Raw genomic sequence first — 19,183 nt, 5'->3', positions numbered from 1 at the left:
GCCAAGGGCGCTCGATAGAGTGACGGTATGACCTACAAGCTCATCCTGCTCCGCCACGGCGAGAGTGAATGGAACCAGAAGAACCTGTTCACCGGCTGGGTGGACGTCGACATCAACGAGAAGGGCGTCGGCGAGGCCAAGAAGGCCGCCGAGCTGCTCAAGGCCGAGGGCCTGCTGCCCGAGAAGCTGCACACCTCCCTGCTGCGCCGCGCCATCCACACCGCCTACCTGGCCCTCGACGGTTGCGACCGGCACTGGATCCCCGTCGAGCGCAGCTGGCGCCTCAACGAGCGCCACTACGGCGGCCTGCAGGGCCTGGACAAGGCCGAGACGCTGTCCAAGTACGGCGAGGAGCAGTTCATGGCGTGGCGCCGCAGCTACGACACCCCGCCGCCCGTGCTGGACAAGGACGCCGAGTACTCGCAGTACAATGACCCGCGTTACGCCGACATCCCCGAGGGCGAGCGTCCCCAGACCGAGTGCCTGAAGGACGTCGTGGCCCGGATGCTGCCCTACTGGGAGAGCAACATCAAGCCGGACCTGGCCGAGGGCAAGACCGTGCTGGTCACCGCCCACGGCAACTCGCTGCGTGCGCTGGTCAAGCACCTGGACGAGATCAGCGACGAGGACATCGCCGGCCTGAACATCCCCACCGGCATCCCCCTGTTCTACGAGCTGGACGAGGACTTCAAGCCCGTCACCAAGGGCGGCAAGTACCTGGACCCGGAGGCCGCCAAGGCGTCCATCGAGGCCGTCAAGAACCAGGGCAAGAAGTGACATTGGGGCCGTGCCGCCCCCAAACCCCCTGCCGGGGTTGAGAATCCAGCCCGGCCATCCACTCCGTGGGTGGCCGGGTGCTTTCTTTTCGTGAGCTCGCTGCGCTCGCCGATTCTTCTGTTCCGCGACGCGCACCGGCTCCTTCGTCGCGCTCGTAGCACCCCTCGACAGGCTCGGGGATCGTGGTGGGGTTTCGTGGGCAGGGAGGCGACCACGGTGGCCGAGCTTTGTCGAGGCCCAAGGTACGGGTACCCACGCTGCGAGCGCGAGGAACGAGCGTGAGCAGCCCGCCCAGGCAGCGCGAGGAACGAGCGCGAACGCCTGGGCGGAACAGACAATGGGGCGAGCGAAGCGAGCACAAGAGAATGAGAAACCCGGCCACCAGGAAACTGGTGGCCGGGCACGATCTCAACTCCGGCAGGGGGTTTGGGGGCGGCACGCCCCCAATGTCAGGCGTTGGGCCAGTTCTCGCCCTCGGGCGCCTCACCGGTGATGATGTAGATGATCCGACGGCCCATGGCCACCGCGTGGTCGGCGATCCGCTCGTAGTAGCGGCCCAGCAGGGCGGCGTCGACGGCCTTCTCCACGCCGTGCTGCCAGTCGTCGGCCAGCAGCACCTGGAACTGCTCGGCGCGCAGGGCATCCATCTCCTCGTCGTGCTCGGCCAGCTTCTCGGCCTCCTCGACGTCGCGCTCGTCCAGGGTGCGGCCGGCGGCGGCGATCATGGCGTCGGCCAGCTCGGACATCCGGGAGAAGTTGGCCACCAGGTCCTCCGGCACGGCGTGCTCGGGGTAGCGCATCCGGGCGATCTTGGCGACGTGCGCCGCCAGGTCACCCATCCGGGCCAGCTCGAAGACCATCCGCAGGGCGGCGACGATGGTGCGCAGCTCGCCGGCCACCGGGGCCTGGCGGGCCAGCAGCTGGAAGCACTGCCGCTCGATCTGCTCGTGCATGGCGTCCAGTCGGGCATCGTCGGCAATGACCCGCTCGGCCATCCGGAGGTCAGCCTGGAGCAGAGCGCGGGTGGCGTCGTGCACCGCGCTGCGCACATTGCTGCTCATGCTGACCAGCTGGTTGACGACGTCGTTGAGTTCTTCGTGATAGGTCTCGCGCATTGAGAGTGCCTTCCTCGGTGGTGTGCGAATGCTCGCGTCTGACATCCTGCCACCTCCGGACCGAACCGCTCAGTGCAGGCATCGGACCTGAGGCTAGGCAGGTGCAACTGACGGGATGGGGACACGGAGTTTCCAGAAGGTGAACAGTCGGGAAATGGTTGTGCCTGTTACCGGCTCCCGGCCGCCGTCGCCCGTGGTCATAGGCCATATGCTGGGGTGGTGATGACGGTGCTCTGGGCTTTGCTGGGGCTGCTGCTCGGGGTTCTCCTGGGGGCAGCGGCAATGTGGTGGTGGCACCGCTCCGAACAGCGCTATGCGCAGATCCAGCAACCCACCCGGACCCGGCCCACCACCGTGGAGCCACAGGTGGTGGAGGTGGTCAACCTGCTGCGGTCCGCCGCCTTGGTGATCGGGCCGCACGACGAGGTGCTGCACAGCAATCCCCAGGCGCGTTCGCTGGGGCTCTGCCGCGGCGACCGGATCCTGATCGACCGCGTGCTGGACGAGGTGCGCAGTGTGCGCTCCAGCCAGGACCCGGTGGTCTTCGACACCGAGGTCTCGCGCGGGATCGGGGCGCCATCATTGCACTTGAACGTCCGGGTGGCGCCGCTCGGCGACGCCGCGCTGCTGGTGCTGGCAGATGACCGGACCGCTCTGCTGCGGGTGGACGAGACCCGACGGGACTTCGTCGCCAATGTGGGCCATGAGCTGAAGACGCCGATCGGCGCGATCTCCCTGCTGGCCGAGGCGGTGGAACAGGCCGCCGACGACGAGGAGGCAGTGCGCCGCTTCACTGGTCGGATGCAGGCCGAGGCGGCCCGGCTGGGAGAGCTGGTCACCCAGATCATCGACCTGTCCCGGCTGCAGTCCGACGATCCGATGCTCCGGGCGGAGCCGGTGATCGTCGGTGACGTGATCGACCAGGCCCTGCAGCGCAGCCGGGAGTTGGCCACCAAGCAGGCCGTGGACGTGATCCGGGCTGGTGATGAGCAGCTGACGGTGTTGGGCGACGAGCACCAGCTGGTGGACGCCATCGGCAACCTGGTGCAGAACGCCATCGTCTACTCCAACCATGGTGCGCGCGTGGTGATCACCACCAGTCCCGTGGACGAGGACGGTGACCCATTCGTGGAGATCAGCGTCGCGGACAATGGCATCGGGATCACCCCGGAGAACCAGCAGCGGATCTTCGAGCGCTTCTACCGGGTGGACTATGGCCGCAGTCGGGAACACGGTGGCACCGGTCTGGGCCTTTCCATCGTGAAGCACATCCTGGCCGTGCATGGTGGTTCGGTGAATGTGTGGAGCAAGCTGGGGCAGGGGTCCACCTTCACGGTGCGGCTCCCGGTGGATGTCGCCCCGCAGCAGGGCCAGCTGGTTGTGGAGCACGAGGACGAGTCCGAAAGGGTGTCATGACGCGCGTATTGATCATCGAGGACGAGGAGTCCTACCGCGAGGCGACGGGCTACATGCTGCGCAAGGAGGGCTTCGAGGTCTCCGATGCCGCCGACGGGGCAAAGGGCCTGGCCGAGTTCGAGCGGGTCGGGGCGGACATCGTGCTGCTGGACCTGATGATGCCCGGCATGCCCGGCACCGAGGTCTGCCGCCAGCTGCGCTCCCGCAGCAATGTGCCGATCATCATGGTCACCGCCCGGGATGCCGAGATCGACAAGGTGGTGGGGCTGGAACTGGGCGCCGACGACTATGTCACCAAGCCGTTCAGTCACCGCGAGCTGGTGGCTCGGATCCGCGCCGTGCTGCGCCGCGGCCAGGATTCCGAGCTGGTCCCGGAGCTGGTGGAGGCCGGCGGGGTGCGGATGGACGTCGAGCGGCACGAGGTGACCGTCGACGGGGAGCCGATCCGGCTGGCCCTCAAGGAGTTCGAACTGCTGGAACTGCTGCTGCGCAATTCCGGCCGGGTGATGACCCGCGGCCAGCTGATCGACCGGATCTGGGGCGCCGACTACGTCGGCGACACCAAGACGCTGGACGTGCACGTGAAGCGGCTGCGGGCAAAGATCGAGCGCGACCCGTCCAATCCCGCGCTGCTGGTGACGGTGCGCGGGCTGGGCTACAAGTTCGAGGGCTGACCCGGCCCCCTCCTTCCCCGGGGGCGACATGACAAGACCCCGACGCCAAGAGGCGTCGGGGTCTTTCTTGTCTGCCGCGGGAGGGGGGTCAGGCCTTCTTGCTGGCCAGGCCGGCGGACTTCGCGTCCAGCACGGGCACCGTCAGTTCCAGCGGAGCCGCCTTCTGGAAGGTGAGCTTGATCTTGGTCATGCCGCCACCCTTGACGTCGCCCTTGACGGTGATCTTCTCGTCGGCGAGGTTGGCGTTCTTGACGGCCGGCAGCTTGACCGTCTTGGCGGCGATGGTCAGCGGGCCGGCCGGGTCCCCGCTGGCCTTCAGGGCGGTGCCCTCCACCTTGGTCAGGCTGTCCTCGGCATCGGCAATCAGGGTGCCGGCCAGGTGCAGCTGGCCACCCTCGTCGATGACCATCAGGTTGCGGACCTTCACACCGGGGGCATCGGTCTGCATCCCGGCGGCGGGCTGGTAGGGCTCCAGCGTCTCGTAGTTGGCGCAGCCACTCATCCCGAGACCGAGCACCAGGGCAGCGGCGACGGCGACGGGGCGAAGGCGGGCGGCAGAAGCGGTGATGCTCATCGTCAGTAGGTCCTCTTCGATGTCCGGACGGATGCGATCAGACTAGCCATTTTCCGCGCCCGGCGCCCGTCGGGGGCACAAGATGTTCCAATCATGACTGCTGAAGCGGGCACTCGGGCCGCATATCACAGCGCATTTGTCAAGACCTCACCGAACTTCGCATTACCGCGTGACAAGGCTTGATGCAAGTTAGGCCGAGCTTGCTTCGTGCTAGAATGGTCCGCGGGAAAGGGGTTGCAAATAATATGACTTTTACGGTCGGTGAGACGGTGGTGTACCCCAATCATGGGGCTGCTGTCATCGAAGACATTGAAACCCGCAAGATCAAGGGCGAGGACCGCCTGTACCTGGTGCTGAGGATCATCGGCCAGACCGACCTGGTGGTGAGGGTGCCTGCGTGCAACCTCGACTTGGTGGGTGTGCGCGATGTCGTCGACCAGGATGGGCTGGAGAAGGTCTTCTCCGTGCTGCGCGCGCCGCACACCGAGGAGCCCACCAACTGGTCCCGTCGCTACAAGGCCAATCTGGAGAAGCTGCACAGCGGCAATGTGCTCAAGGTGGCCGAGGTGGTTCGAGATCTGTGGCGTCGGGAGAAGGAGCGCGGCCTGTCCGCCGGCGAGAAGCGCATGCTCGCCAAGGCTCGCCAGATCCTGGTCTCCGAGCTGGCGCTGGCCGAGAAGGTCGAGGAGGACCGCGCCGAGGTCATGCTCGACGAGGTGCTCGCTTCCTGACTCGTGCCCTAGTATTCAGACCATGAATGAACCGGTCGTCGCCCTCGTGGTGGCGGCCGGTTCTGGTTCCCGGCTGGGTGGGCAGGTGCCCAAGGCGCTGGTGCGGATCGACGGCAAGCCGCTGGTCCGTTGGTCCGTCGACGCGCTGGCCGCCGGGGGCTGTGAGCGGGCCGTCGTGGTGGTGGCCGCCAGCCTGCTGCCCGACTTCGCCGAGGCGCTGGCCGGGGTGGGGATCCCGGTGGAGCTGGTCGTCGGGGGAGCGCGACGGCAGGACTCCGTCGCCAACGGTCTGGCCGCGGCGGGAGAGCACGGGATCGTGCTGGTGCACGATGCCGCCCGGCCCTTCGTGCCCGCCGACGTGGTGCTCGCGGTGCGCCAGGCGGTGGCCGACGGCCACGTGTGTGTGATCCCGGTGGTGCCGGTGGTGGACACCATCCGTCGGCGCACCTGCCCGGGCCCGCTCGAGGCGGGCGATTCCGAGGTGGTTGATCGGTCCGCCCTGGTGGCCGTGCAGACCCCGCAGGGCTTCGACCTGGCCACCCTGCGCGAGGCGCACCGGCAGGCCGCGGAGCGCGGGCTGGAGGTCACCGACGACGCCGCGGTGTGCGAGGCCTTGGGGCATCCCGTCCGGTTGGTCCCCGGCTCCCGGGATGCCACCAAGGTCACCGAACCGTTCGACCTCTTGGTGGCCGAGGCCATCGCCGCTGGGCGCAGACAGGAGCAGACATGATCCCCTTCCGCACCGGAATCGGCACCGACGTGCACCAACTGGCCGAGGGTGCCGCGATGCACTGCGCCGGCCTCCATTTCCCCGACGAGCCCAGGGGGCTGGCCGGGCACTCCGACGGGGACGTGGCCTGCCACGCCATCTGCGACGCCTTGCTGGGGGCGGCGGGGCTGGGCGACCTGGGATCGAACTATGGCACCAGCGAACCGGAATGGGCCGGGGCCAGCGGCGTCGCCTTCCTGACCGAGACCGCCCGTCGGGTGCGGGCCGCGGGCTTCGAGATCGGCAATGTCAGCGTTCAGGTGATCGGCAACCGCCCCCGGCTGGCCGCCCGACGCGAGGAGGCCCAGCGGGTGATGAGCGAGGCGCTGGGCGCCCCCGTCAGCTTGGCCGGCACCACCACGGACCGGCTGGGGCTGACGGGGCGGGGCGAGGGCGTCGCCGCCATAGCGAGCGCGCTGGTCTACTCCTCCTGAGCTCTGCCGTTGACATGACAGCCCGCCCCGTCCGGCGGGACGGGGCGGGCTGACGCGTCGGAACGCTCAGGCGCCGACGACGGCCAGGATCTCGCGCACCTGCTGCTCGTCGGCCGCTTCCAGCAGGGAGGTGCGGAACTGGCCGTTGACCAGCTTGCGCGCCAACATCGCGAGGATCCGCAGGTGTTCGTCCCCGGCCTGGGCCGCCGGGACGCCGATCAGGAAGACCAGACGGGTCAGGGACCCATCGCTCGCGCCCCAGTCGATGCCCTGCGGCGCCCGGGCGAAGGCCACCGCGGGGCGGAGCACTCCGTCGGACTTGGCGTGCGGGATGGCGACGTCATCCCCCAGGCCGGTGGTGCCCTCGGACTCCCGGGCGAGGACGGCCTCGAGGTAGGTGGGGGCATCACACACCACACCGGAGCGCGCCATCAGCTCCACCATCTGGGTGATGGCCTCCTGTTTGGTGGTTGCGGTGAGCCGGAGGTCCATCGACCGGAGGTCGAGCAGGTCCAGTAGACGAGTCATGGCAGGTCCTTTCCGTGCAGGTGGGAGTTCAGCGGGTGGCCGTGGCGCGAGCTGCGGTGGCCTTCAGGATGATCGACAGCCCGGCGGTCACCAGCGAACCCACGAGGATGGCGATGAAGAACTGGACCACCGGGGTGGCGGCCCCGAGCACGCCGACGATCGGCCCGCCGTGCATCACCACGTCGTGCACCCCGAAGAGGGCCGCGACGGCGGCCGCCACGGCCCCACCGATCATGTTGGACGGGATGACGCGGGCCGGGTCGGCGGCGGCGAAGGGGATCGCCCCTTCCGTGATCCCGAACATGCCCATGAACAGAGCCGCGATGCCGGCTTCTCGCTCAGCATCGGTGAACAGGCGACGGCGGACCAGGGTGGCCAGCCCCATCCCGATCGGGGGCACCGGGATGGCCGCGGCGGCCAGGCCCATGATGGCCCCGTGGTCCTGTGCCACCATGCCGCCGGCGAACAGGAAGGCCACCTTGTTGACCGGGCCGCCCATGTCGAAGGTGATCATCATGCCGATGATGATGGCCAGCAGGACGATGGACGACGAGGACATCCCGGCGAGGAAGTGGGTCAGCCCGTTGAACAGTGCCGCCAGCGGCCGACCGAAGATGTAGACGTAGAGCAGCGACACGATGGTGGTGCCCACGATCGGGATGATCAGGATGGGCACGATGGGCTTGAGGTACTTGTGCCAGGGGATGGAGCGCAGCGCCTTGGCGACATAGCCGGCCAGGAAGCCGATCAGGATCGCCCCGAGGAAGCCGGTGTTCAGTCCGGTCTTGGTCCCGGCGGCGTCGGTGGTGGTCAGGTACGGGAAGTTGGCACCGCTGTTGGCGATGAAGCCGGCCACCATGCCGACCACCAGGCCGGGACGGTCCGCGATGGCCTCGGCGATGAATCCGGCCAGCACGGGCACCATCAGGGAGAAGGCGAGTACGCCCACCTGCAGGATGGTCTGCCAGAAGCTGTCGTCCGGCACCGTCATGCCAGCCGGGGTCGGCTTGCCGCCGATGCCCAGGGCGAGGGCGATCATGATGCCGCCACACACGACGAAGGGGATCATCCGGGAGACGCCACTCATGAGCGCCTTGTAGAGGCCATGTCCGAAACCGTCATGGGTCCGGGTCTCCTCGTCGGAGCCGGGCTCGGCCGCGGAGGCGCCGTGCAGCACCGGGGCATGCAGTGCCTCCTGCAGGAGCGCGGCCGGACGGTCGATGCCGTCCTTGACGCCGGTGAGCAGGACGCGTTTCCCGGGGAAGCGCGAGGTGTCGATCTCCTTGTCGGCGGCGATGATGACGGCGTCAGCCGCGGCAATGTCCGCGGCGCTCAGGGCATTCTCGACGCCAATCGACCCCTGTGTCTCGACGATGATCTCGTCGCCCTGGGCACGGGCGGTCTCCTCCAGCTTCTCGGCTGCCATGTAGGTGTGGGCGATGCCTGTGGGACAGGCTGTGATGCCAACGAATCTGGCCATCAGGTTCTCCTTGCGTGATCTTCTGCGGTGATTGTCAGGGGTGTCAGGGATGGGTCATCAGGGGTTTGAGTCGCTCGACGCACCGGTGGGCCGGTGCCGTGGCCAGCTCCTCCAGCAGTTCGTCGTCGGCGAGCGCCCGGGACAGGCGTCGAACGGCGCCCAGGACCGGTTCGGTGGCGCCCTGGTCGACGAACAGGGCGATCAGCAGCCGCAGATCCGGTTGCGGGTCGCGCGGACGGACCAGAACCAGGCAACTTCGTCCGAGATTGGGGAGCACGGCATGGGGCAGGTGGATCCCCGGGGCGATCCGGGTGCTGCCGAGGTCCTCCCGTTCCCGCAGTGCCGTGCGCAGCACCTCGGACGGACAGTTGGTCAGGGCGCTGGCGTGGGTCGCGCAGTCGTCGAGTGCGGACAGCGGCGTGCGGGCATCGCTGTCGCTGACCACGCCCAGGCCGAGGCAGTCACCGGACATGGCGCAGCGCCTGCCTGACCCGGTTCTGGCTGTCCTCGCACAACATGGCGTCGACGACCACCACGGGCAGGTCGCCAGGCAGCTCGACGGGGACCGTGGTCACCACCAGGTCGATCGCGGCCTTGCTGGCGAGCAGGCTGGGAACCCGACTGGCCGAGGCAACCTCGACGACGTCGATCTCGGGGAAGGCCCGGGTGATCTTCACCCGCAGCAGTTCCGCGGTGCCGATACCGGAGGCGCAGGCCAGCAGGGCCCGGACTGGGGTGGCCCTGAGCTCCAGTTCGCGGGCGAAGTACAGGGCGATGAAGCCAACCTCGTCGTCGGACAGGGATGCCAGCTCCAGCTCCCGGGTGAGGGCATGCAGCTCGGCGCCCAGGTCCTGCACCAGGTCAGGGTAGGCCTCACGGATCTGGCCCAGGACCGGGTTGGTAACCCCCAATCCGTAACGCAGCCGGTTCAGCATCGGCCGGACATGCCTCGACAGATCGTGGACCAGGCTCGGCGACGCGAAGTGGACGCTGCAGCGATGCCCCATCCGCTCGGCCAACTGTCGTGTGAAGGACTCCGCAGCATCCTGTCGATCCGGTTCCGGTGAGGTCCCCACCAGGTGCGCGGAAGCAAGGTACGCATAGAGATAGTCGACCTCGACGTCGGGCACCGGCCGCCCCAGATGCCGTTCGACATTGGCCCGCACCAGTTCGGCGGCGCGCCAGAGGTTTTCATCCACGGGGTGGTGGTGCCGATAGGGGGCCACCGCCTGCTGCTCGCCGGGGTGATGGGGATGGCGCGCCCGGCTGGCCAGCACGAACAGGTGGGTGGCGAGGTTCACGTCATAGGGGGAGGGCAGGGCACAGCCGAGGAGTTCCGTGACGAAGTCCGTCTGGGCGCGGGCGAAGGCCATGTCCTCGAGTTCGCCCTCCTGCTCCAGCGTCGTGTCGGCAATCGTCAAGGAGCCGATGCTGGCCACCAGCAGCATGTCGGACAGTGCGCTGCGCACCCCGGCCTCTGCCCCCACCAGGGCCAGCTCGTGGTGACTGCGCACCACCTGCAGCCCGTAGCGACGTACCGTCTGCTGGAGCTGGTGCACGTCGGCGCGTAGTTGCGGTTCGCTGATCTGGTAATCAGCGCACAGGTCGTCGATGTGGATTGCCAGCGGGGACTCGTCCAGCAGGGCGCGCAGGATGCGCCGACGACGGTCGTGGGCCCGCAGCTGCCCGCCTGGCGGAACCTCGGCGGGGGTCCGGCTCCGGCTGTGCAGCGTGGCCGTCGGATTGATCATCAGCCCCTTGCCGCGTTGGGAGGACACGAAGGCCTCACCATTGGCGGCGTTGATCTCCTGGACGCAGCGGTAGATGGTCTTGCTCGAGACTCCGAAGTGCTCGGCCACCAGCTCCGCCGGTGTGTGGGCGGACTGCTTCAACAGGTACAGCACCAGCGCCTCTGGGGTGAGTGGCTGGCTGGGCACGGGTCTGCTCAATTCGATGTCGACGGTGACGGACGATGCCAAACTATGCGCCCCGCCCTCCGGGGGGAAGGCAGTCCGGTGTCCACAGCTGTGGACACCGTGACCTTGTCAGGTGTCGGTCAGCGCACCGCGGACTTGGGGGCGGTGAAGGTATTGCAGGAGCCCACCGAGGTGCTGCCCAGACCGGCATTGGTCCACGACACCCGGCTGGTACCGGAGCCGTGATTGCCCTCGTAGCCGGGCTTGCCGGTCAGGACGTCGTCGCCGATCGAGTGGAAGAGCTTGGCCACATTGGCCAGTTCCTCGTCGCTCATCCGGGTGGACGTCTGGATCGAGCCCAGGAACTGCCCGGCGAAGCAGTCGGCCTGCACCTCCAGACGTCGGCTCAGCTCCAGCGCCGTGGACTTGCTGGACTTCTCCTCCCAGGCCAGCTCGGAGACCAGGATCGCGCTGCGGGCCTGCACCGCATGGCCGAACTCATGGGCCACCACGCTCTCGGTGATGAACCGGGAATCACGCAGGGTGCGGGGCACGACGGTGGGCAGGTCCTCCGCGTAGTAGACCTGCTGGTCCGCCCCGCAGTAGACCGCATTGGCCCGGGGCAGCTTGCCGCACTTGGTGGTGACGCTGCCCGAATAGACCGTCACGCTGGGCCGGACGGCCTGGAAACCGGCGTCGGTCAGGGGTTGGTCCCAGACCCGCATCAGGCAGCCCATCATCTCGTTCAGGTGGGTGGTCAGCTCCTGGCGGGAGGCCGACGACATGTTGAGCTCCGCCATCTCACAGCGCACCGGGCGCGGCACCGACGTCTTGTACAGCGGATTGGCCTTCAGCAGATCCGTGGCCTCCTCATAGGTCTCCGGTTGCGGCAGGCCCGGGGGAGTGCGATCCACCGGCGGCACTCGGTATTGCTCGTTCTGGTAGTTCGCCGGGGGCGCCGAGGCGGCCGGCCCGGTGGTGGACTGGCCCCCGGGCTCCGGGCCGGGATCCTCGGAGGGCTCGTCGCTGGGGTCGGTGGGCAGCGGCTGGGTGGCCCCCGACGTGGGCTGCGGCGCCGGCACCTGGTTGGCGGCATAGCTGAGCAGGAAGCCCAGCACGGTCAACGCGATGAAACCCAGCACGGCCAGCAGGAAGAGCGCCTTGAGGAAGGTGACCAGGGGGTTGCGACGCCGTTTGGGCGGCCGGCCATAGGTCTGGCCGGGGTAGGGCGGCATGCCCGTGGGGTACTGGTAGTTGGGCCGCTGGTAGGCCTGCGGCTGCCCCCACCCCGGCTGCCCCCAACCAGGCTGGTGCCCGGGCTGGGTCCACACCTGCTGCTGGGGCGGCTGCTGGCCCCACGGACTGCCCTGGGGCGGCCCCCACGGGTTCTGCTGGTTTCCCCACGGCTGTTGCGTCACGCCACGAGACTAACCGCCAACCGGACCCGAAGCCGCCGCCGCCCGGTTGTCGGCGTAGTCAACACCACACACCAGGCCGCTCAGCCCGCGTCGGGTGACCAGGATGGACAGGACCGCCACCGCCGCCCAGGCCAGGCCAAGGATCCGTCCCGCCATGGTCGGCTGGCCGAAGACCAGCACCGCCACTGGCACCAGGCAGACGAAGGGCCGCAGCAGGCGCCGCCTCCCTGACGGGGCGCCCCCGCCGCGCAACACCGGGTGCAGCACCGGCCGCAGGTAGGTGGTGCGTTGGCCCATCGAGGAGCCGTCGCCGCTGAAGGAGACCAGCGCAAAGACCAGGGCCAGCAGGTCGGCCAGCCCCATCATCGCCCGCCACAGCAGGGCCGGCTGCTCCCGGGAGGCCAGCCCCGCCCCGGACATCAGCAGGGCCAGGCCGAAGCCCAGGACCGCCAGCGCCACCAGGTAGTAGGCGGCATCCAGCACCTGGCCAAGCCAGCGTCGCCCCTTGTCCACCTCCCGCGCCCGGTCGGCGTCGGCCTCCAGCTGGGCGGTGCTGGGAAACAGGCGGGGGAAGAGCATCGCCAGCGCGATCCCCACCAGGGTGCCGGTGGTGTTGGTCACCAGGTCCACGACGTCGGCCAGCCGGTAGGCGCACGGGAAGATGCCGTAGACGCCGGTGTACTGCGTGAGCTCGATCAGCAGGCAGACCGCCACCCCCACCAGCAGCGTGGTGAGCACGCGCCATTCCCCGATCCGACGCCCGAACCAGCCCAGCGGCACGAACAGCGCCACATTGAAGACCAGTTCCAGCACGCTGTGGTCCAGCAGCGCCTGCCGCGGCGCCAGCCCGCGGGTGGCGCGCTGCACCCGGGTGATGGCATCGGTGGGGTCCAGGTTCAGGCTCTTGCGGTGGGCGCAGAACCACTCGGTCAGCGTGCCCGGCTGCGGCAGCGGGAACATGGTGTAGGCCACCAGCGCGGAGCAGTAGACCAGCAGCGCGCCCAGCAGGCCCAGCCGAATCTCCGCGATCTCGCCATAGCGGCGGTACTGCCAGATGACGACGGGCAGGAAGAGCAGCGCGGACAGGGCGCCACCCACCAGCAGGGAGTTCAGGGCATTGGTGAGCACCCGCCCACTATTCCCGCAACCGACGGCACGACGCCAACCGTGCCGGTTCCCTCCTCAGGCTGTGCAAAGCTGGTGTCGGCCACCCTCCACCAGCCGAAAGGTCTGCGCGTGTCAGCACTTCCTTGCCGCATCCCCGTCGCCCGAAGGATCGCCGCTGGCCTGCTGGGCGCCAGCGTGGCGCTGATCGGGTTGGCCCAGCCGCCCGCGCATGCCGACAACACGGGCAACACCGTGCAGGCCGACGGCACGCTGGCCGCCGACGGCCGGCTGCAGGTCTCCCAGACCATCACCTTCGGCGGCGCCGCGCCCGCCACTCTGGAGCAGCGGATCGATACCACCGAGGACGCCCTGGACAAGGCCGAATACCACTTCCAGATCAGCGACGTCACCGCCAGGGCGGGGACGGTGGACCTGGCGCCGCGGGTGGAGACCGACGGCGATGACGTGTTGATCGCGGTGGACACCGCCAAGGCCGCCGGCAAGCCGATCACCCTGGCCTATTCCGTGGTGGGGGCCGCGCGGGATGGTGCCGCGGTGACCGGCGTCGCCAACCGGACCGAGGTGAAGTGGCCCATGCTGCAGGGCCTCAACATCCCGGTCAAGGAGGTCACCGGCACGGTGCAGACTCCCGGCACCATCAACTTCGTGAACTGCGAGGCGGGGCCGCCGCAGAGCCTCAGCCCGTGCACCACTTTCGGTGGCGGCACCCATGACTCGCCGCAGCCCAGCTTCACCGACGGTCCCCGCGCCGCCGGCGAGGTGGCGGTGATCGACTTTGCCGTGCCCTCCGACGTGGTCAAGGCGAATGCCACGCTGAAGCACCGCTGGTCCCTGGACCGGGCCTTCAGCGTCAACCGCAACACCCTGTTGGCCTCCCTGCTGCCGTTGCTCCTGGGTGGTCTGGCGCTGTGGCTGCTGCACCGCCGCACCGGCCGCGACACCGGCAGCCGCGAGGTCACCCCGGTGGCCGAGTTCACGCCCGTCGGGCCCGGCCAGAGCCGGTTCACCGTGCTGCAGGACGTCCGTCCCGGCCACATCGGCACCGTCGCCGACGAACGGGTGGATCCGATCGACGTCACCGCGACCCTGCTGGACCTGGCCGTGCGCGGCTGGGTGCGCATCGTCGAGCTGCCCCGGGAGAATGTGCACCGCGGGCCGGACTGGAGCTTCGAGCGGCTCGAGGGCGGTGAGGGAGACCTGCGCCCCTTCGAGAAGCGGCTGCGGGACGCCGTCGCCCCCGCCGACGGTCCGGGGGCGGCGGTCTCCGCCATCTCCGAGGCCGTCACCCCCGTCGTGGAGGAGGTGCAGCATGAGCTCTACCAGGATGTGGTGCACCGCGGCTGGTTCGACCGCAGCCCCGAGCAGACCCGCAGCACCTGGACCCTGCTGGGCTGGGGGCTGTTGGCCGGCGCCATTGTCAGCACCATCCTGCTGGTGCTGTTCACCAGCTTCGGCCTGGTCGGCTTCGCGTTGACCGCCCTGGCCCTGGGCGCCCTCATCGTCGCCCAAGAGATGCCGCGACGCACCGCCCGCGGTTCCGCGCTGCTGGCCGGCCTGTCCGCCCTGGCCTCCCAGCTGCAGACCCAGCCCACCAACCAGCTCCCGGCCGGGGAGGAATACCTGGAGCTCTCCCGGATCCTGCCCTATGCCATCGTGCTGGGCGGCCGGGAGCGGTGGGTGAAGGCGCTGGTGGAGGCCGACGATGACGTGGACCCCGACGGGCAGGACCTGCACTGGTACCACGCCCCGGGCGACTGGCACCTGGCCGACCTGCCGGACTCCCTCAACGCCTTCATCGTCACGGTGCAGGGGCAGTTGTTCGGCCGCTGAACGCGACAACGCAAGAACGGGCCCCGTCATCATGACGGGGCCCGTTCTGTCGTTCGTGGCTCAGAGCTCGAGCCCGGGGTAGAGCGGGAACTTGCCCAGCAGCTCCGCCGAGGCGTCCTTCGTGCGCTCGGCGACGCCGTCGGCCAGGGTGTACTTGGCCTTGCCCGGCTTGCCGGTGGAGGCGGTGACCGGGGTGGTGTTCTTCAGCACGTCGACGATCAGCTCCGCCACCCGGTCGAACTCGTCGGCGCCGAAGCCGCGCGAGGTCAGGGCCGGGGTGCCGATCCGCACGCCGGAGGTGTACCAGGCGCCGTTCGGGTCGGCCGGGATGGAGTTGCGGTTGGTGACCACGCCGGAATCCAGCAGGGCGCTCTCCGCCTGGCGACCGGTCAGGCCGAAGGAGGAGGTGACGTCCAACAGGTTGAGGTGGTTGTCGGTGCCGCCGGTGACCAGCTTCACGCCACGCTTCATCAGGCCCTCGGCCAGGCTCTGGGAATTGTCGGCCACCTGCTGGGCGTAGGCCTGGAAGCTCTCCTGACGGGCCTCGGCGAAGGCGACGGCCTTGGCGGCCATCACGTGGCTGAGCGGGCCGCCCAAGACCATCGGGCAGCCCTTGTCGATGGACGGGGCGTACTCGGCGGTGCTCAGCACGAAGCCGCCGCGCGGGCCGCGCAGGGACTTGTGGGTGGTGGAGGCGACCACGTCGGCGTAGGGGATGGGGTTCTCCTCGCCGGTGAAGACCTTGCCGGCCACCAGGCCCGCGAAGTGCGCCATGTCCACGAACAGGGTGGCGCCCACCTCGTCGGCGATCTCGCGCATCGTCGCGAAATTCACCCGACGCGGGTAGGCGGAGTAGCCGGCAATCAGGATCAGCGGCTTGAACTCCTTGGCGTCGGCGCGCAGCTTGTCGTAGTCGATCAGCTGGCTCTCGGGGTCGGTGCCGTAGGAGCGCTGGTGGAACATCTTGCCGGAGATGTTGTGGCGGAAACCGTGGGTCAGGTGGCCGCCGGCGTCCAGGCTCATGCCCATCACGCGCTGGGAGGCGAAGGTCTTGCGCAGGGTCTCCCAGTCGGCCTCGGACAGGTCATTGACGGTCTTGGCACCCAGCCGCTCCAGCTCGGGGCTCTCGATCCGCTTGTTCAGGATGGCCCAGTAGGCGACGAGGTTGGCGTCGATGCCGGAGTGCGGCTGGACATAGGCGTACTCGGCGCCGAACAGTTCCCGCGCGTGCTCGGCGGCGACGGACTCGACGGTGTCCACGTTCTGGCAGCCCGCGTAGAAGCGGTGCCCGGCGGTGCCCTCGGCGTACTTGTCGCTGAACCAGGTGCCCATCGTCATCAGGGTGGGCAGGCTCGCGTAGTTCTCGCTGGCGATCAGCTTCAGGCTCTCACGCTGGTCGGTCAGCTCCTGGCGGGTGGCCTCGGCAATCCGCGGCTCCACGCCACCGATGATGTCGAGCATGGTGCGGTAGGCGCTGGCGGCGGTGCTGTTGGTGGACGCGACGTCGGTCACGGGGACTCCTGAACAGGGCAGACGGCTGGGGACGCCTCCCAATCTATCGCCTCGGGCATCCGGTTCCACGGCTCCACCAAAATCTCCCTTCCGTGCTATTCCAAGCAGGCCAGTGCCCTGGAGGCCGCCGGCTACTACAGCGGCACGGCTTCTGCGCGGGCCCGCTCGATCACGGGCGTGGAACCGACGTCGCTGACCAGATCGACGGGGAAGCCCAGGAGATCCGAGAGTTCGTCGGCGAGGCTGAATGCCCTGATGCCGAAGTCTTCGGGGAAGTCACACAACAGGTCCACATCGGAATTGGGGGTGTCGGTGCCGCGTGCCACAGAGCCGAACACCCGGACATTCGTCACGCCCAGGCGTGAGAACTCGGTGAGGATCTCGTCGGCATGCTCCCGCAGGGCATCACTGGGGCGTCGGTTGGTCACATGCTCAGGCTAGAGGGGTGTCAGCGGCAGCGGCTGATCTCGTACAGCGCGATCGAGGTGGCCACCGAGGCATTGAGGCTCTCCACCGCCGAGGTGATCGGGATGCTGGCCAGGTGGTCGCACTTGTCCCGGGTGAGGCGGGCCAGCCCGTCGCCCTCGGAACCGACGACCACCACCAGCGGCCCGTCGACGCCGGGGATCCCGCCGATCTCCACATCGCCCTCACCGGCCAGGCCGACGACGGTGAAGCCGGCCTTCTGGTAGCTCTCGATCGCCCGGTTCAGGTTGGTACACATCCCCACCGGGATCCGGGCGGCCGCACCGGCCGATGACTTCCACGCCACCGCGGTCATCGACGCGCTGCGTCGCTCCGGGATCAGCACGCCGTGGGCGCCGAAGGCGGCGGCGGAGCGGATGATGGCGCCCAGGTTGTGCGGGTCGGTGATCCCGTCGCAGAAGACCAGCAGCGGGGCCGTCTCGGAGTCCAGCGCCGCGGACATCAGGTCGTCGGGGTGGGCGTACTCATAGTGCGGCAGTTGCAGCGCCAGGCCCTGGTGCACGGCGCCGCCGGTGAGGCGGTCCAGCTCGGCCCGGCTGATCTGCAGCAGGGGCAGCGAGTTCTCGGCGGCCAGCTTCAGCACGTCGGCCAACCGGGAATCCCGCTCGGCACCCTCGGCGACGTAGAGGCTCTTGACCGGCATCCCGGCCTGCAGCGCCTCGAAGACCGGGTTGCGGCCCACCACCCACTCGGCGCCGGCCTTGCCCGCCGGCTTGCTGGCCGTGGTGCGGCCGCCGCCCTGACGTCGGGCCAGCTGCTCCTTGGTGGTGCCGGGCTTCACATTGCCCTTGTAGGCCTTGTGGTAGGGGCGATCCTCCGCCTTGGGCGTCGGGCCGCGGCCCTCCAGGCCCTTGCGGCGACGGCCACCCGACCCGGCGGTGTTGCCCTTGCCCTTGCTGGTGGCGCCGCGACGCTGTGAATTTCCGGCCATGTCAGTTCTCCAGTTCCCAGCGAGCACCCTCGGGGGTGTCGGTGATCTTCAGGCCGACCTCGGCCAGGGTGTCGCGGATCGCGTCGGCAGCGGCCCAGTCCTTGTTGGCGCGGGCCTCGGCGCGCTGCACCAGCAGCTTGCTCACCAGGGCGTCGACCACGGGTTCCAGGTTGGAGCCCTTGTCCGAGGACAGGTGGGCCCACTCGTCGGCCTCGGGGTCGAGCCCGAAGACGTCCAGCATGTCGCGGACCGCCATCAGGTGCTGTCCCACGGCGGTCACATCCTTGGCGGCGATCGCCTTGTTGCCTTGGCTGATCTCGTCGAAGAGCACGGCGACGGCCTTGGGCGTGCCCAGATCATCGTTCATGGCGTCGGCAAAGGCCTGTGGCAGTTCACGCGAAGTGACGCGGCTGAACCCGGCGTCAACGGGAGTCGCCACGGCCGCGGCGCGCTGCAGGAAGGAGTCGATCCGCTCGATCGCCTTCTCCGCCTCCACCAGCGAACCCTTCGACGCCTCGTCGGCGGGGGAGAACTCGATCATGCTGCGGTAGTGCGGAGCCAGCAGGAAGAAGCGCACTGCGCGCGGGTTGTACTGCTTGGTCACCTCGGTGACCAGCGCGGTATTGCCCAACGACTTGCTCATCTTCTCGCCCGCCATCGTCACCCAGGCGTTGTGCATCCAGTACTTGGCAAACGGACGGCCGGCCGCGGTGGACTGCGCCAGCTCGTTCTCGTGGTGCGGGAAGCGCAGGTCGAGGCCGCCGCCGTGGATGTCGAAGGCGTCGCCGAGGTACTTGCCGGCCATTGCGGAGCACTCGATGTGCCAGCCCGGGCGGCCGCGGCCCCAGGGCGACGGCCAGGACGCCGTCTCCGGCTCGCCCGGCTTCCAGCCCTTCCACAGGGCGAAGTCGCGTGGGTCGCGCTTGCCGCGCGGGTCGGAGTCGGCGGCGGCCTCCATGTCGTCGGCCTTCTGGTGGCTCAGGCTGCCATAGGTGGGCCAGCTCTTCACGTCGAAGTAGACGTCGCCGGACTCATCGGGCGCCGGGTAGGCGTGCCCCTTGTCGATGAGTTCCTGGATCAGCTCGATCATCTCGGGAATGTGTCCGGTGGCGCGCGGCTCGTAGCTGGGCGGCAGGCAGCCCAGTGAGCGGTAGGCGGCGTGCAGCTCGTTCTCGAAGCGGTAGGCGTGCGCCCACCACTCGACGCCGGCCTCGGCGGACTTGGTCAGGATCTTGTCGTCGATGTCGGTGACGTTGGCGACGATGGTCACGTCGTATCCGCTGAAGGTCAGCCAGCGCCGCAGGACATCGAAGACCACCTCCTTGCGGATGTGGCCCAGGTGGGGGGCGCTCTGCACGGTCAGGCCACAGTGGTAGATCGACACCTTGCCCTCGACGAGGGGTTCGAAGTCGGTCAGTTGGCGCGTGGCGCTGTCATACAGGCGAAAGTTCACCGCGCCAGTCT

19 protein-coding genes are annotated in these 19,183 nt (G+C 68.8%); 7 read left to right on the top strand and 12 right to left on the bottom strand.

The window, feature by feature from the left end; genetic code table 11:
• The first annotated feature begins 27 nt into the window (after positions 1-27).
• A complete protein-coding gene (locus AAEX60_RS07000) occupies positions 28-777 on the top strand; it encodes a phosphoglyceromutase (RefSeq protein WP_342102199.1) in 750 nt (249 codons plus the stop codon).
• A gap of 449 nt (positions 778-1,226) precedes the next feature.
• Here AAEX60_RS07000 and phoU read toward each other — a convergent pair whose 3' ends face one another.
• A complete protein-coding gene (gene phoU / locus AAEX60_RS06995; protein ID WP_342102197.1) occupies positions 1,227-1,892 on the bottom strand; it encodes a phosphate signaling complex protein PhoU in 666 nt (221 codons plus the stop codon).
• A 222-nt stretch (positions 1,893-2,114) separates the two neighbouring features.
• Here phoU and AAEX60_RS06990 point away from each other — a divergent pair, with 222 nt between their 5' ends.
• Both AAEX60_RS06990 and AAEX60_RS06985 read left to right on the top strand, forming a co-directional pair.
• Entirely contained in the window at positions 2,115-3,308 is a 1,194-nt protein-coding gene (locus AAEX60_RS06990; RefSeq protein ID WP_342102490.1) for a sensor histidine kinase, read from the top strand.
• On the top strand, positions 3,305-3,982 hold the full coding sequence (locus tag AAEX60_RS06985) for a response regulator transcription factor (protein WP_342102195.1): 678 nt from the start codon (positions 3,305-3,307) through the stop codon (positions 3,980-3,982). The genes AAEX60_RS06990 and AAEX60_RS06985 overlap by 4 nt, the downstream gene beginning before the upstream one ends.
• 88 nt (positions 3,983-4,070) lie before the next feature.
• On the opposite strand, the gene AAEX60_RS06980 is transcribed toward AAEX60_RS06985, so the two are convergent.
• Positions 4,071-4,556: a hypothetical protein gene (locus tag AAEX60_RS06980; RefSeq protein ID WP_342102192.1), complete on the bottom strand. Its 486-nt coding sequence runs from the start codon at positions 4,554-4,556 to the stop codon at positions 4,071-4,073.
• A gap of 245 nt (positions 4,557-4,801) precedes the next feature.
• On the opposite strand from AAEX60_RS06980, the gene AAEX60_RS06975 reads away from it, so the two are divergent.
• From AAEX60_RS06975 to ispF, 3 genes are read left to right on the top strand one after another with little or no spacing between them, the layout of a single operon-like run.
• Positions 4,802-5,287 (top strand): CarD family transcriptional regulator, encoded by a 486-nt coding sequence (locus tag AAEX60_RS06975; protein WP_342092167.1) that lies wholly within the window; start codon positions 4,802-4,804, stop codon positions 5,285-5,287.
• Positions 5,288-5,309: 22 nt separating this feature from the next.
• Positions 5,310-6,017, top strand: coding sequence for a 2-C-methyl-D-erythritol 4-phosphate cytidylyltransferase (gene ispD / locus AAEX60_RS06970; RefSeq protein ID WP_342102191.1), 708 nt, complete (start codon positions 5,310-5,312; stop codon positions 6,015-6,017).
• On the top strand, positions 6,014-6,490 hold the full coding sequence (gene ispF / locus AAEX60_RS06965; RefSeq protein ID WP_342102190.1) for a 2-C-methyl-D-erythritol 2,4-cyclodiphosphate synthase: 477 nt from the start codon (positions 6,014-6,016) through the stop codon (positions 6,488-6,490). The genes ispD and ispF overlap by 4 nt, the downstream gene beginning before the upstream one ends.
• Positions 6,491-6,556: 66 nt before the next feature.
• On the opposite strand, the gene AAEX60_RS06960 is transcribed toward ispF, so the two are convergent.
• The 6 genes from AAEX60_RS06960 to AAEX60_RS06935 form a co-directional block, all read right to left on the bottom strand.
• Positions 6,557-7,018, bottom strand: coding sequence for a PTS sugar transporter subunit IIA (locus AAEX60_RS06960; RefSeq protein ID WP_342102189.1), 462 nt, complete (start codon positions 7,016-7,018; stop codon positions 6,557-6,559).
• Positions 7,019-7,046: 28 nt separating this feature from the next.
• Positions 7,047-8,498: a PTS fructose transporter subunit IIC gene (locus tag AAEX60_RS06955; protein ID WP_342102187.1), complete on the bottom strand. Its 1,452-nt coding sequence runs from the start codon at positions 8,496-8,498 to the stop codon at positions 7,047-7,049.
• 43 nt (positions 8,499-8,541) lie between these two features.
• Positions 8,542-8,970: a PTS sugar transporter subunit IIA gene (locus AAEX60_RS06950; protein WP_342102186.1), complete on the bottom strand. Its 429-nt coding sequence runs from the start codon at positions 8,968-8,970 to the stop codon at positions 8,542-8,544.
• Positions 8,960-10,435 (bottom strand): BglG family transcription antiterminator, encoded by a 1,476-nt coding sequence (locus AAEX60_RS06945; protein WP_342102185.1) that lies wholly within the window; start codon positions 10,433-10,435, stop codon positions 8,960-8,962. The genes AAEX60_RS06950 and AAEX60_RS06945 overlap by 11 nt, the downstream gene beginning before the upstream one ends.
• 119 nt (positions 10,436-10,554) lie before the next feature.
• Positions 10,555-11,832, bottom strand: coding sequence for a neutral zinc metallopeptidase (locus AAEX60_RS06940; protein WP_342102183.1), 1,278 nt, complete (start codon positions 11,830-11,832; stop codon positions 10,555-10,557).
• Between the two features lie 9 nt (positions 11,833-11,841).
• Positions 11,842-12,960: a VanZ family protein gene (locus tag AAEX60_RS06935; RefSeq protein ID WP_342102182.1), complete on the bottom strand. Its 1,119-nt coding sequence runs from the start codon at positions 12,958-12,960 to the stop codon at positions 11,842-11,844.
• A 108-nt stretch (positions 12,961-13,068) separates the two neighbouring features.
• Between AAEX60_RS06935 and AAEX60_RS06930 the strand changes: the two genes are divergently transcribed.
• Complete coding sequence (locus tag AAEX60_RS06930) at positions 13,069-14,790, top strand: DUF2207 family protein (protein ID WP_342102180.1); 1,722 nt, start codon at positions 13,069-13,071, stop codon at positions 14,788-14,790.
• A gap of 60 nt (positions 14,791-14,850) precedes the next feature.
• Here AAEX60_RS06930 and AAEX60_RS06925 read toward each other — a convergent pair whose 3' ends face one another.
• From AAEX60_RS06925 to cysS, 4 genes are all read right to left on the bottom strand, one after another.
• Entirely contained in the window at positions 14,851-16,302 is a 1,452-nt protein-coding gene (locus AAEX60_RS06925) for a glycine hydroxymethyltransferase (protein WP_342102178.1), read from the bottom strand.
• 134 nt (positions 16,303-16,436) lie between these two features.
• Positions 16,437-16,730, bottom strand: a complete 294-nt coding sequence (locus AAEX60_RS06920) for a nucleotidyltransferase family protein (RefSeq protein ID WP_342102177.1) — start codon at positions 16,728-16,730, stop codon at positions 16,437-16,439.
• A gap of 20 nt (positions 16,731-16,750) precedes the next feature.
• A complete protein-coding gene (gene rlmB, locus AAEX60_RS06915) occupies positions 16,751-17,719 on the bottom strand; it encodes a 23S rRNA (guanosine(2251)-2'-O)-methyltransferase RlmB (RefSeq protein WP_342102175.1) in 969 nt (322 codons plus the stop codon).
• Position 17,720: 1 nt separating this feature from the next.
• Positions 17,721-19,172 (bottom strand): cysteine--tRNA ligase, encoded by a 1,452-nt coding sequence (cysS, locus tag AAEX60_RS06910; protein WP_342102172.1) that lies wholly within the window; start codon positions 19,170-19,172, stop codon positions 17,721-17,723.
• Positions 19,173-19,183: the final 11 nt, after the last annotated feature.

The sequence above is a fragment of the Luteococcus sp. H101 genome (genome assembly GCF_038433155.1).
GTDB lineage: Bacteria > Actinomycetota > Actinomycetes > Propionibacteriales > Propionibacteriaceae > Luteococcus.
Note: the sequence above shows the minus strand (reverse complement) of the source record. Positions and strands in the feature narration are given on the sequence as shown.

What these genes read in the sequence shown, in the direction of transcription:
- AAEX60_RS07000 (WP_342102199.1), top strand. Translation starts at nt 28, where the DNA reads ATGACCTACAAGCTCATCCTGCTCCGCCACGGCGAGAGTGAATGGAAC.
- phoU (WP_342102197.1), bottom strand. Translation starts at nt 1,892, where the DNA reads ATGCGCGAGACCTATCACGAAGAACTCAACGACGTCGTCAACCAGCTG.
- AAEX60_RS06990 (WP_342102490.1), top strand. Translation starts at nt 2,115, where the DNA reads ATGACGGTGCTCTGGGCTTTGCTGGGGCTGCTGCTCGGGGTTCTCCTG.
- AAEX60_RS06985 (WP_342102195.1), top strand. Translation starts at nt 3,305, where the DNA reads ATGACGCGCGTATTGATCATCGAGGACGAGGAGTCCTACCGCGAGGCG.
- AAEX60_RS06980 (WP_342102192.1), bottom strand. Translation starts at nt 4,556, where the DNA reads ATGAGCATCACCGCTTCTGCCGCCCGCCTTCGCCCCGTCGCCGTCGCC.
- AAEX60_RS06975 (WP_342092167.1), top strand. Translation starts at nt 4,802, where the DNA reads ATGACTTTTACGGTCGGTGAGACGGTGGTGTACCCCAATCATGGGGCT.
- ispD (WP_342102191.1), top strand. Translation starts at nt 5,310, where the DNA reads ATGAATGAACCGGTCGTCGCCCTCGTGGTGGCGGCCGGTTCTGGTTCC.
- ispF (WP_342102190.1), top strand. Translation starts at nt 6,014, where the DNA reads ATGATCCCCTTCCGCACCGGAATCGGCACCGACGTGCACCAACTGGCC.
- AAEX60_RS06960 (WP_342102189.1), bottom strand. Translation starts at nt 7,018, where the DNA reads ATGACTCGTCTACTGGACCTGCTCGACCTCCGGTCGATGGACCTCCGG.
- AAEX60_RS06955 (WP_342102187.1), bottom strand. Translation starts at nt 8,498, where the DNA reads ATGGCCAGATTCGTTGGCATCACAGCCTGTCCCACAGGCATCGCCCAC.
- AAEX60_RS06950 (WP_342102186.1), bottom strand. Translation starts at nt 8,970, where the DNA reads ATGTCCGGTGACTGCCTCGGCCTGGGCGTGGTCAGCGACAGCGATGCC.
- rlmB (WP_342102175.1), bottom strand. Translation starts at nt 17,719, where the DNA reads ATGGCCGGAAATTCACAGCGTCGCGGCGCCACCAGCAAGGGCAAGGGC.